The sequence below is a fragment of the Pseudoalteromonas shioyasakiensis genome, from assembly GCF_001550135.1.
Taxonomy (GTDB): Bacteria; Pseudomonadota; Gammaproteobacteria; order Enterobacterales; family Alteromonadaceae; genus Pseudoalteromonas; species Pseudoalteromonas shioyasakiensis.
Window position 1 is genome coordinate 48937 of sequence record NZ_LRUE01000007.1, and the last position, 12919, is coordinate 61855.

Annotated in this window: 12 protein-coding genes; all 12 read left to right on the plus strand. The window is 44.9% G+C overall.

The features are described 5' to 3' along the window. The first annotated feature begins 11 nt into the window (after window positions 1–11). A complete protein-coding gene (locus PASHI_RS03965) occupies window positions 12–1289 on the plus strand; it encodes a phage major capsid protein (RefSeq protein ID WP_062564671.1) in 1278 nt (425 codons plus the stop codon). A gap of 52 nt (window positions 1290–1341) precedes the next feature. Then, window positions 1342–1842, plus strand: coding sequence for a hypothetical protein (locus PASHI_RS03970; protein ID WP_208855479.1), 501 nt, complete (start codon window positions 1342–1344; stop codon window positions 1840–1842). A gap of 77 nt (window positions 1843–1919) precedes the next feature. Further along, complete coding sequence (locus PASHI_RS03975) at window positions 1920–2264, plus strand: head-tail connector protein (RefSeq protein WP_062564616.1); 345 nt, start codon at window positions 1920–1922, stop codon at window positions 2262–2264. Between the two features lie 2 nt (window positions 2265–2266). Beyond that, the gene (locus PASHI_RS03980; protein ID WP_062564617.1) at window positions 2267–2590 is read left to right on the plus strand and encodes a hypothetical protein; all 324 of its coding nucleotides are present in this window, start codon (window positions 2267–2269) and stop codon (window positions 2588–2590) included. Window positions 2591–2592: 2 nt separating this feature from the next. Further along, window positions 2593–3102, plus strand: coding sequence for an HK97 gp10 family phage protein (locus PASHI_RS03985; RefSeq protein WP_062564618.1), 510 nt, complete (start codon window positions 2593–2595; stop codon window positions 3100–3102). After that, on the plus strand, window positions 3099–3467 hold the full coding sequence (locus PASHI_RS03990) for a hypothetical protein (RefSeq protein ID WP_062564619.1): 369 nt from the start codon (window positions 3099–3101) through the stop codon (window positions 3465–3467). Before PASHI_RS03985 ends, PASHI_RS03990 begins: the two co-directional genes overlap by 4 nt. Then, a complete protein-coding gene (locus PASHI_RS03995; protein ID WP_062564620.1) occupies window positions 3464–3901 on the plus strand; it encodes a hypothetical protein in 438 nt (145 codons plus the stop codon). Before PASHI_RS03990 ends, PASHI_RS03995 begins: the two co-directional genes overlap by 4 nt. Further along, complete coding sequence (locus tag PASHI_RS04000; RefSeq protein ID WP_062564621.1) at window positions 3885–4238, plus strand: hypothetical protein; 354 nt, start codon at window positions 3885–3887, stop codon at window positions 4236–4238. Before PASHI_RS03995 ends, PASHI_RS04000 begins: the two co-directional genes overlap by 17 nt. A 208-nt stretch (window positions 4239–4446) precedes the next feature. Further along, entirely contained in the window at window positions 4447–6702 is a 2256-nt protein-coding gene (locus tag PASHI_RS04005) for a hypothetical protein (RefSeq protein WP_062564622.1), read from the plus strand. Window positions 6703–6720: 18 nt separating this feature from the next. Continuing rightward, window positions 6721–7335, plus strand: a complete 615-nt coding sequence (locus PASHI_RS04010; RefSeq protein WP_062564623.1) for a hypothetical protein — start codon at window positions 6721–6723, stop codon at window positions 7333–7335. Beyond that, window positions 7328–7942: a hypothetical protein gene (locus PASHI_RS04015; protein WP_058584069.1), complete on the plus strand. Its 615-nt coding sequence runs from the start codon at window positions 7328–7330 to the stop codon at window positions 7940–7942. The genes PASHI_RS04010 and PASHI_RS04015 overlap by 8 nt, the downstream gene beginning before the upstream one ends. Then, a partial coding sequence (locus tag PASHI_RS04020; RefSeq protein WP_082710862.1) for a fibronectin type III domain-containing protein occupies window positions 7939–12919 on the plus strand: 4981 nt, incomplete at its 3' end. The genes PASHI_RS04015 and PASHI_RS04020, both read left to right, overlap by 4 nt.

Here is a 12919-nt window from a genome sequence, read left to right on the forward strand (position 1 = left end):
GTAAAAAAACTATGACTATCCAGCAGTTAATTGAGGCGATGAATAACCGCGCTCAACAGGTAAAAGCACTCGCCGCGATTGAGGCGAAAGGTGAAGAACTAACGGAAGAACAGCACCAACAGTTCGTAACACTACAAAAAGAGCACGCAGAGTTAGGGGAGAAGTTAACTCGTGCTCGTGCAGCTGAGCAGATCGCTATTCAAGAAGCTACGCCAATTGCTAACAAATCAGGCCCATCGGTTCATGTAAAAAAAGAAGCTGAGAATTACCCTGGTGCTAAAATTGCTCGCTTTGGTATGGCGATCGCTGCAGGCCGAGGTAATTTACAAGATGCACAGAAATTTGCTGAAACTGAATTAAATGATAAAGATGTGGCGATGGCTGTTTCTACAGCGGCAGGTTCTGGTGGTGCGCTAGTTCCAGAGAATTTAAGCTCAGACTTTATCGAATTATTGCGCCCGCGCAGTATTGTTCGAAAACTTGGCGCCACTGTTATGCCGTTACCTAATGGAAACTTAACAATTCCTCGTCATACAGGTGGCGCAGTATCAGGCTATAAAGCTGAAAATGAGCCTCGTAACGCTGATACTCAAACATTAGATGATGTGAAGTTATCTGCAAAAACTCAGATGACGATCGTACCAATTTCTAATGAGTTAATTGGCAAAGCTGGCCGAAATGTAGAAAGTATCTTTTTAAAAGATATGCTTGCCGCTACAGCAACACGACAAGATAAAGCTTTCCTGCGTGATGATGGTACAAATAACACTCCTACAGGTATGCGTAAAACAGCCCTAGATTCAGGGCGAGTTAAAGCATTTTCAGGTGATAAGACCGATATTTTAATTATCGATCAGTACTTAGATAGCTTGATTCTAACACTAGAAGAAAGCGATTCAGCGATGATTATGCCTGCATGGGGTTTATCACCTCGAACTGCTATTTACTTAGCGGGCTTACGAGATGGTAATGGTAACAAGGTTTACCCAGAAATGGCCCAAGGCGAACTTAAGGGCTATCCATACGCTAAAACGACTAACATCCCTGTTAATTTAGGTACAGGTCTAGCTATGTCTGAAATCTATTTTGCAGATTTTAACGATGTGATTATTGGTGAAGCCGAAGAAATGACCATCGATTTTAGTCGTGAAGCAACATATAACGATGCTTCAGGAAATCTAGTTTCTGCCTATTCTCGAAATCAATCAGTATTACGCCTAGTTACTGGTAATGATATTGGTTTCCGCCATTTAGAAGGTCTTGTGTTAGGAACTGACATTAGTTTCTAAACCATTAAGTTAATTAGCCCTGCAATGCAGGGCTACAAAAAAGGGTTTGATCATGGCTACGCAAACAGCACAGCAAAAAAAAGCAGCTGAACAAAAAGCAGCTGAACAAAAAGCAGCTGAACAAAAAGCAGCTGAAGAAAAGGCAGCTGAAGAAAAGGCAGCTGAAGAAAAAGCAGCTGCAGAAAAGGCAGCTGAAGAAAAAGCAGCTGCAGAAAAGGCAGCTGAAGAAAAAGCAGCTGCAGAAAAGGCAGCTGAAGAAAAGGCAGCTGAAGAAAAGGCAGCTGAAGAAAAGGCAGCTGCAGAAAAGGCAGCTGAAGAAAAAGCAGCTGAAGAAAAGGCAGATGTAGAAAAAGCAGCCGCAGAACAAACAGCTGAAGGAAAAGCGGCTGAAGAAAAAGCGGCAGCTATTGAAGAAGCCACTAAAAACAAAAAGAAAATTCTAAAATTCCACGCCCCCCATAAGGCATGGGCTAATGGTGACATTGCAGGATTTGACAACGAAAAAGCAGATTCAATCCTTGCATTGAAACCTAGTGTTGCTCGTCTTTGGTAAACGAATAAATCAAAAACCGTGAGAGTCAAAGCCGACTAGCCCTGATCTTCTAGTCGGCTTTTTTATATGAGAATCCTATGTTAATTGACCTTGCCCGCGCTAAAGACCAACTAGGTATCGATCAAGCTGATAATTTTGAAGATACCCGCATAACCCGCCTTATCAACCAAGCAATTGGTTTAGTGTGTAGCGATATTGGTCGATTAATTTATCAAACTGCAGCTGAGGTTCCCGAAGGTACCGAGGCGCCAATCATCCTTGATGAATTGCAAACTTATCAGCTAGCCAACCTAGAAACAGCCTGTTTACTGCAAATCAGCAGCTTAGACAGCAATCGGGAGGTTGAAATTGTCAATAGCATGGCAAAAAACCCCGCTTACACCACGGCAATTAAGCAATTTAAACGTGTATTGATAGGTTAGCCATGAAAAAACGACTTTCATCAAGCGAAAAACGTACTTGGGCAATTCTGTTTTCTACTCAATTAGTTAAAGGCTCACTTGGAAAAGAAGAACAAAAAACAAAAGTTGGTCGTGTAAAAGGCAGTTACAAAAAGCAGCGCGGCGGTATTGTTAACCACCAAACGCAAGAAGTAAGCACAGCGCAAGTCAGTTTTGCTATTGATTATCGGGCCGCGTTCATGAACGTTAACGTTGTCGAGCTAAACGGCCAACAATACGAAGTGAAAGACACGACTAACGTGGGCCTTGAAAACCATACCATTATCTTTGATTTAGAGTTGGTCTAGTCATGGAAATTAGAGGTAATGTGCTTGGCCTAAAAGAGCTTGAAAAAGCACTTAAGAAAGTAGAGGGCCAAACAAAAGGCAAAGTACTTCGCTCTGCATTAAGAAAAGCCGCAAAGCCTGTTCATGAAGATATGACCCGTGATGCCAATACTAAGTTTGGCAAAGAAACAGGCCAAATGGCTGAGTCAACAAAAATTAAAACAGCCATCAATAAAAAGGGTGATCACAGCATATTCGACGCAGCTGCTTATGTCGGGGTTTACCACAACAAAAAAGCTCAAGCGGCGGCTGGCTCGTTAATTCCTTCGCCTATTATCGCCTATTGGTTAGAAACGGGTGTGCAACCGCACATTTTAAACCCAGACGGATTAAATAACTTGATGCACCCGGGCATTGTCGGCGTGCCATTTGTGCGCCCCGCCCTAATTAATAATGAATTTCGCGTTGTTAGCATAGTGAAAGTAGAGCTAGCAAAAGGCATCGAGCGAGCATTAAAAAGGCAATCGACATGATAGAACTGGCCATACCCAGCATTTTAAGCCTTGTTTTAGATAATGTTTATCACATCAAAATATCTGAAATGAACAAAGATGCAGCCTTATGCTGGAAAATTGTAACCGACAAGCGAAACGACGTATTAAGCGGCTATGGCCAGCGCGTTGCTCGCGTGCAAATTAGCTCAGTATCAAGTGACCCATTGCAAGTAAGTTCACTCAGCAAAGAACTTCGCTATTTTTTACGAAATATTCAAGGTTCATTTGATGGCGTAACGATTAATTCAATATCAGAAAAAGAAACCATACCCGATTACAGTGGCGATCCTGATGTTCACCGCAAGATAATCGATTTTAATTTTCACTACGGAGAACAACCATGAACCCGATTTTTCCTGACGGCTCAAAATTAATGATCAAGCCACTTGCTGGTTCTGAATTTGTTGAAGTTATCGGCTTCGACGGTTTAGGTGGCAAGCTAAGTGCCGATGGCACGTTAAAAAATGACACCACTTTATCAGACGCAGGTCAGGTGTATGGCGCAAGCAGTAAAAAAGATGGTGGCGAACGCTCAATCGTATGCCGCCTAGATGCTACCGGCTCTGATCCTGGTCACGCAGAATGTGCTAAAGCGGCTGATGATAATCAAGAGCGCGAGCTACAAGTGAAAATAGGAACATCAGGCAAACACATTCCTTTTACAGCTGTGTTTGCTGACTGGGGCGTTGGTGAGATCGAAGAAGAAAAGAGCCTACGCATGATAGGCAAAATTGGCGTTAACTTTTGGGGGAAATTAACAAATGACGCAGCTGAATAAACAAAACTTCTTTGCAAAACTAGGCATTCTTCACCGTGAAAAAGTGACACTTGCAGGTCTTGGTGATGTGTATGTAAAAGCGTTAACAGTGAAAGAAGGTGAAGAATTTGAGCGCTTAGCTTACAACACTGATGGTCAGTTTAAAGATGACACATCAGCGAAATCGTTAATGGTCATCATGACTGTTGAAGATAAAGGCGGTAACAAGTTATTCAATTTAGATGATCTTGAACAACTAACAAGCATGCCAGCGGCGCCAATCAACAAGCTGTTTTCCGCTGCAATGAAACTAAACAGTATCACCGAAAATGATATTGAAGAACTGAAAAAAAACTAGAGTCTGACGGGTGGCGGTGCTTCTTATTTGCTTACGCTGAAAAAATAAGTCGCACCCCGTTTGAACTTGAACGCCAAATAACCCACAAGCAACTTGCTGAATTGTATGCCTTTGAATTGTTGAGAAACAAAGAAAAACCAAAACGCAAACAACTATCAGAAGATGAAACCCTCGCCTACTTAGCTAATTTCATGGGGCCGCAAAGTCAATGAGTACACTCGCCAGTTTAAACGTCATGATCGGCGGCAACAGTGTTGCCCTACGAAAAGAGCTAACCCGCACTAGTAAACGTCTTCAAGAGTTTTCAAAAAACGCCCGCAACAATATTAATAAATATGGTAAAGCGGGCGTTGTTGCAGGGGGTTTAGTTGTGGGCTCTTTGCTTGCTATCTACAAACAGCAAGCAACTGTGATCGACCAAACAGCAAAATATGCTGACAGTATCGGCATTCAAACTAGCGCATTGACTGAACTAAGGCATGCAGCTGGTTTGTCTGGGGTAAGCGTTAAAGACCTCGATAAAAGTGTAGAAAACCTTACACGGCGCGTAGCAGACGCCGCTTTTAAAGGCACAGGCCCATTAAAAGACACCCTCGACGCGCTAAAAATAGATGTAAATGAGCTAAATAAACTCAAACCTGATCAGCAACTAGGCATTTTAGCCGATGCATTATCAGAGGTATCAAGCCAATCAGAGCGAACACGTATCGCTTACGAGTTATTTGGGCGTTCAGGCATTGGCATGCTTAAGCTGCTTGAAGGTGGCAGCGCAGGGTTAAATGCCATGCGCAATGAGGCCCAACAACTTGGCTTAAGCCTAAACCGTATTGATGCCAATAAAATCGAAATGGCCAATGATAATATTGCCCGCGCTGAGTCTGTCTGGGGCAGCTTTAGCCAACACTTGGCAACAGAAGCCGCGCCCGTTATAGGCTCACTAGCCGAATTATTCCTAGAAAACGCCAAGCAAGTTGGCGGCATGGGCAGTTACGCAGCTGACACCGTTGGTGTATTGGTAAAAGGTGCAGGGTTCGTTGGTAATGCCTGGCGTGGCATACAAGTTATTTGGCAAGGTTTAAAAGTCAGTTTTCAGGGCTTAAAGCTACTTACTATTGAGGGGTTAAACCTCATGAGTAAAGCTTACACGGCGTTTGCCGAAGGAGTGGTAAAAACAGTTATTCTACCGCTACAAAAAGCCCTCGATTTAGCCGGTTACTTAAATGATGATGCGGCAACGCTTGCGGCTGATCTGCGAGAGCTAACCACATTTGAACCTATTACACTGTTTGATGAAGCACAAACAAATCAAGCGTATATTGAAGCCCGCGAAGCAACGGCCAAACTGCATGAGCTAATGCTAGAACCTATCCCAGCGCAAAATATCGATGCATGGTATGCAGAAGTTAAAGCCCGTTTTGATTCACTGGCTCAAACCTATGTTGGCGGCCTTAATTATAACGGTGACAATAAAGGCGGTGGGGATGATACCCCAACCAAAGAGCAAACGAACCCATACGCTGCACAAATTGCTCAAGCACAAGAATATTACGCTGTTCGTCAATTAATGCGCGAAAACGATTGGACAGAAGAAAAAGCCCAACTGCAGGTGCAGTTAAATGAATACGCAGAAGCCAATGCAGCCCGCAAACTAACAGATGATGAATACCGCTTGCTATCAAAGCAAGCAACAGAACTTTATCAGGCTGAGCAGCTAGAACAACACCAAGGGTTTTTAGCACAGCTGCAAGAACAGGTGCAGCTGACCACTGAAAACTTCGATACGATGTGGGGAAATACGTTTGATCGCTTCACGCAAGGTGTTGGTGAGTCAGTTGCCAACGCAGTTATGACACAGCAAAGCTTTGCTGACTCAATGCGCGATGTAATGCGCGGCGTGCTGCGCTCGACTATCGCCGCATTAGCTGAAATGGGTGCAAAGCGTTTAGCACTATGGGCCACCGAAAAGCTATTAAATAAAGCGACTGCGACCAGTGCTGCCACCACAATGACAACCAGCGCACAAGCAATGGCATTAACGGCAGGTCTAAATGCCTTTGCATCAACTGCAGCTATTCCAATTGTGGGCCCAATTTTAGCGCCTGGCGCAATGGCCGCTGCGCTTGCTGTATCACAACCAATGGCCATGGCTGTGGGGGGTATCTCTGCGGGCATGGTTGGTATGGCGCACAGCGGTATTGATGCGGTACCAACCGAGGGTACGTGGTTACTCGACAAGGGCGAACGTGTTTATACAAACGAAAGCGTTGATAAACTCGACAGAATGTACGAAATCATTGCAAACCGAAGTGGCAATGATGATCAGGGCGGTGGTGCCCGCGAGGTGCATATTTCCCCGCAGTTTTTCATTGAAAACAACACTAATGACGCAATGACAGAGTGGTTTGACAACAACATAAATCGCATCGCTCAAAAGCTGCAAGACGTTATCGATATTCCACATTAATAAAAATAAGGCTGTTCAATGGCAACGTTCCCAGAGCAATTTATATTGCCGCAAAAATTGCGTATTCGCAGCTTAGACAGCACTCAGACAGACCCAACGCTGGGCGGTATTAGCAATAAAAACCGTATTGCTTATCGCCATCGATGGGGCTTTGATATGACCACCCCAAAACTTAATTACGAAAGAGCCATGGCGCTTTATGCATTTATTTGCTCGATGGGTGGTCGCTTTGGTGTATGCACAATGAAAAATCCGCTCCCTCAGTTGGGGGCCGGTGCTGAAAATGCGCTCGTTCGTACCAGTGCTGAACAAGGCGATACAACCACCGCGTTATATGCCATGAATAACAACGTGCTTGGTGCATTGAAAGCAGGTGATTACATTCAGTTTGATAACCACACAAAAGCTTACATGGTAACAGCGGTGCTTAACACTAATGGTGTAGGCCAAGGTACGGTGAGTTTTACGCCTAATTTACGTGTTGCTGTGCCAGCGGGTACACCCATGAAATCGGGCGGCAATGTGCATTTTAGTCTTGAACTTAAAAGCGATGATCAAGACATACAGCATCGTGCAGACACCGATCGCGAGGTGGCAATTAAAGTCGAGTTTGAGGAATACATTAATGATTAGTTTAAACCCCGAACTTAAACAATTATTAAAAGGCCCACACACCACAGCTTTGTTACTTACGGTGCATTTTTCCACCCCGTTTAGAGCAACAAACAGCGGTGCCAGCTTAAAACACAACGGTGCCACATTCGTAAAGGGCTATTGGTCTGATGAGGGCATACGAACCGAGCAACAGGGTAGCCCCAAGGTGGGTGAGGTACCCATCACCTTAAAAGCAATTGATAGCGCCATTTCGGCGCTTTTTTTTTCTGAAAATTGGCTAAACACCCCCGTTACAGTCGAAAAAGCATGGCTAAACAGCGATGGCAAAATTGCCTTTACGCAAGTTATTTACAAAGGGCTTATCGCTGAAAAGGGCGGCGAAGAATCAGAAAAAACAGCAAATATCACCCTGAAATCGGCCTCTATCTGGGCTGACTTCGAAGCGGCTAGAGGCCGCAAAGCCACTCATAAATCCCAACAGCTTTTTTACCCAAACGATATGGGTATGGAGTTTTCGGGCAGCGTTATTAGCGATATTCCTTGGGGTCGCGAAGGTAAAAGCCCTGCCATTTCTTCGGCAGGGCGCGGTAATCGTGGTGCGACTGAGCAGCAGGAACAAAAATGAGCTTATTCTCAAAGTTAAGACACTTCACAACTAAACTAATCTTAAACTGGTTAAACCCAGAGCCAGATCGCAGCGGCCAAGGCACAAACGTAACCAAGGCCAGCTCAGAAAATCATATACCTGTTGTATATGGCACGCGTGAAGTTGGCGGCACAATTGTGTTTATGAACACAACGAACCCAGACGATGGCGATGATGTAAAAAACGACTTGTTACACCTTATCGTTGTCTGGTGTGAGGGTGGCATCGATGGCGTCGAAGATCTTTGGCTTAATAAAATCTCTATTAACGACAGCAAATTTGACGCAAAAGACGGTGGTCGCTGGGCTCATGCCGTGCATTTTCCGAATGGCATGGGTAACTATACATACTCATATTTAAAAGAAGCCGGTTGGGATGCTGCAAGTAAAAATCATAAGCTGCAAGGTTTAGCCTGTTCGTATATTCGTCTTGAGTGGAGCATTGCAGACGACGCCCCCTTTACTGGCGTGCCTGATCTTACGGCCATTATTCGTGGTAAAAAAGTAAAAAACCTACACACAGGGGCAGTCGAATACAGCGAAAACCCAGCGTATATTTTGCATGATTACTTAACCGCCAAAATTTACGGTAAAGAATTAGCAGCCAGCGAAATTTACCTGCAGTCGTTTAAAGATGCTGCGACAGTGTGCGACACTTTAGTGCCTCAATATCAAGGTGCTAGCGAAACACAAAAGCTGTTTACTTGTAACCAGGTTATAGACACCGCGCAAAGTATTCTTGATAACGTCGAGCTGCTTGGTAAAAGCATGCGCGGCATTATTCCTATCATCAATGGTCAGCTGCACTTAATCATTGAGCAAGACGAGCCAGTTACACCAGAAGGGCTGAGCGAACGCGATTTTAAATCAAAGATCCAGTACAGCAGCGGTGGCAAAAACAAACGTTATAACCGCGTTATTGTTGAATACATCGATAAAGAAGCGCTTTACTCTGAACAAGATGCTATCTACCCAGAGCCAGACAGCGAACTAGAGCAGCAATGGCTTGCTGCAGATAACGGCGTATTGCTAGAACACCGCTTTAAAGTATCTGGCTGTACTAATTACTACGAAGCCCGCCAAATGGCCCGTGTGATTGCGATGCTTAGCCGCGAATCACTAAACTTTACTGTAACCGCAAGCCCTATTGCATTGCAGTACACCGTGGGTGATATCGTACCGATCACCGTTAAAAAGTTGGGGTGGGATGAAAAGCCATTTCGTTTAATCAAAAGTAACTTGCAAGATAACGGCGATTATAAGCTCACATTTAAAGAGCACCAGCCGTACATTTACAATTGGTTAAGTGGCGTTGTTCGCCCACCAATCCCCGATTCAAACCTACCAAACCCGCGCCAAGTCGCAGCGCCAACAGAGTTAACAGCCACGGCCCTTGATGATGGTCATGTAAAAATTAGTTGGGTGTCTGCTTATACGTACTTTGATGTGCAAATTTACCGTAACAATACGCTTATTAAGCGCACCGTTACGCCACAGCCAGAGTACATCATTACCGACTTAGACGCAGGCAGTTTTGAAATTGATATTCGTGCTCGCTCGAATATGGGGTACCACAGCGAATTTGTCACATTGTCGTTTGATGTGCTCACACCTGGCGAACCTATTGTAAGTATTGACTCTGCAACCTATAACACATTAGTGCTAAGTGCGCGTGTGCTGGGCGCGGGCTTAGGCACAACGTTCGAGTGGCAATTTTTAGGTACCAACGACAACCCACGAACCGAGGTTAACACCCATTCGGGTTATAACTATACGTTTACAGGGCTGCAGCCTGATACCGAATATAACTTTAAAGTACGTACAAAAAACGTGGCAGGTGTGAGCCCTTGGGTTGCTGTGTCTGCATCTACCACTGTGGCTGACTTTGCTGAGTACATTGCAGATCTAGAAATTAGCCAGCTAAGCCAAGAAGCGCAAAACCTGATCAGCGATATTAATCAGCAGGTTGACCGTTTACGCCCAGAAACCGAAAACAACTTACCGTCATTGATTGCAAAGAACATTGATGCGATCACCGGCTTAACAGAAAAAGTCGAAGTACTCGACGCAGAAAACCCAAATAGCATACCGTTTAAGATTGATCAGCTAGTCGATATTGTTGATGTAATTAATGCAGAAAACCCAAATAACTTACAAAGCCAACTAGCGCAATCAACAAGCAAAATTAATGATTTAGAGCGCATTACTCAAGTACTCGATGCCAGCAGTTCGGCAAGCTTGCCAGCGCTTATTAAAATCAATCAAATCGCTATCGAAAAACAGCGATTAGAGCAGCAAAACTTAGGTTTAAGTGTATTAAACGTCACCTCGGCTTATACAAACTGGCGTAACGAATACGAGCGCAGAACGTTAGACAATGAGCGCTTAATTGATGCCGCCGTGTATGTTGATCCTGACACGGGCACAATTGTAAACCGTGCCTATGCATACACAGACGAAAGCTTTAATAGTGCTCAGCTGCTAATCGAGGGCGCAGAAAGCAAAATCACATTAAACGCTAAGCAAATTGCTCAATCGCAAAATCGTATAACGCAAGCAGAAGCAACGTTAAAACTGCAAGCAGGGCAAATCACTCAGCGCGCAACATATGCAGAAGTAGAATCACAAATTGCAGGGTCACTCGCAGCATTACAACCTGCGTATAGCTGGCAATTTAACACAAATGCAGAGGGCTTTACGGGTGTAGATAGCCACAATGCACAAGGTTATATTGTCGCATCAAGCCAAGTGGCCACACCTGCGATCAGCTATGACGCAACTGAAAATCCAATGTTTCGTATTCGTGTGCGTAAACATGTGGGTGCAACCTGGCGCGGTGATATTAAATTTAATGGTGGTACCACCGCTTTACACCTACCAGAACCCGCAAGCGACGAGTGGGAAACGTTAAACATAGATGCAACCGGCACAGCTGGTTACGCAGGTACAATCACAAGCCTTGAGTTTGATTTAGGCTCATGTGACATTGATTTTATCGAAGTGGGCAAACGTGGCGCCAATGATTTAGCCTTAGCTGATATCACAGCCCGTACAACAACCCTTGAAAATGATATCAATGCGCGTACTGGGATCATGGCGCAGTACGCAACAACGGCATGGGTTAATGCGCTTGGTTTTCAAACGCAAAGCAACGTGCAAACGTTAATTGACTCGTTTAATACCCAATACAACATTAGTGCGGTACTGCAAGAGTTTTCAGATAACAACACCATCTTAAAAGCCAATGCTGCGCAAACGTGGATCGACGGCGCTAACGCGACCATACGCGAACAAGTAAATAGTATTTTAAACACTGAAAATGGCGTTAATGATCGCATTGCCACTGCAGAGCGAAGCTTAGACGCAATTAAAGGTGAAATCAGCCAAAGCGTTAGCCAAATAAGCGGCCTTGAGCTCAATGTAAAAGAGCAAGGCTTAGCTGATATTATCCATGCCTATAACCAGCTGCAGCAAGATAACGACTTAGCAGAGCAAGGTTATAGCTTGTCAGTGGCCACAGAAAAGTTAACCGCTGTGACCAATGATGTTGAGTCGCTAGCAACTCAACAATTAGAGTTAGCCGGTGCCTTTGCTCAAAACCAAGCGTATTTAACAAGCCTAAACCAAGCGTTTGCAAATGAGCGTACAGCCCGTAGTAGCTCAGAGCGTGAATTGCGCGCCGAAATCACCCGTGAAGGTCAACGTTCTGTTGCTCAAGCTAACGAGCGATTAGCCGCGACAGTTGGTTATTGTATTGATGCAGACGGCAATCTGGTTGATGAAGCAGATGCAATGGCCTGTATTGCTGCGGGCCATGAATGGATTGATGGCCCATTGGTTGAGCTTATCAATGAATATACCGCAACGTATGTAAACAACCAGGGTTTTCAAACTGCAGCGAATGTAGAGCAGTATATCAACACGTTAAATGCTGAGTACGGCGTAACAGCGACTATTCAGCAAATTAACGATGAAGGTGTGATCACTGCAGCTAAAGAAGCGCAGCAATGGATTAACGCCGCAGACGGCACGATCACCGATCTGATCACGCAGTACGTCAATAAACCCGATGGTATTAATACTAGCATTAGTTTTGCCTATGATCTTATCCAAGCCAATGCCGATGAAATCAGTGCAACAGCGAATGCACAGCAACAGTTAAGTGCCCGCTTTAACCAAGCTGAATCAGATATCAACACATTTAACGAAGCGCTAACCAATGAGCAGCAAGCCCGTGCAACCATGGGTTCGCAGTTACGTGTAGAGTTTCAATCGCAAGATTTGGCAATGCTTGCCACGGCTAACGAGTTTACCCGTGCAGTAACAGGGTATTGCATCGATGCTGAGGGCAATCGTGTTGATGAAGACGATGCCATTGCATGTGAAGCTGCGGGCCATACATGGGTTGACGGCCCAGCCGTGCAACGCGCTGTTGAAATCAGTGCTGCATGGGTCACGCTGCAAGGGTACCAAACGCAAAGCAACGTACAGCAAAGCATTAATTCGTGGGATGCATCGTATGGCGTAACAGCGACCATTCAGCAAATAAACGATGACGATGTTATCACTGCAGCCAAAGAAGCACGTTCGTGGATCAATGCTGCAGAGGGCACCATTGAAGATGTGATCACGCAGTACGTTAATAAGCCCGATGGCATTAATACGAGCTTAAGCTTTGCTTATGATCTTATCCAAGCCAATGCTGACGAACTAAGTGCTGCAGCGACAGCACGCCAACAGTTAAGTACGCGCTTAGAGGGTGCCGAAGCCGACATAATCACCACAAACGAAGCACTAACGACAGAGCAACAAGCCCGTGCAACCATGGGTTCGCAGCTGCGTGTAGAGTTTCAATCGCAAGATTTGGCAATGCTGGCCACGGCTAACGAGTTTACCCGGGCAGTAACAGGGTATTGCATCGATGCTGAGGGCAATCGTGTTGATGAAGACGATGCCA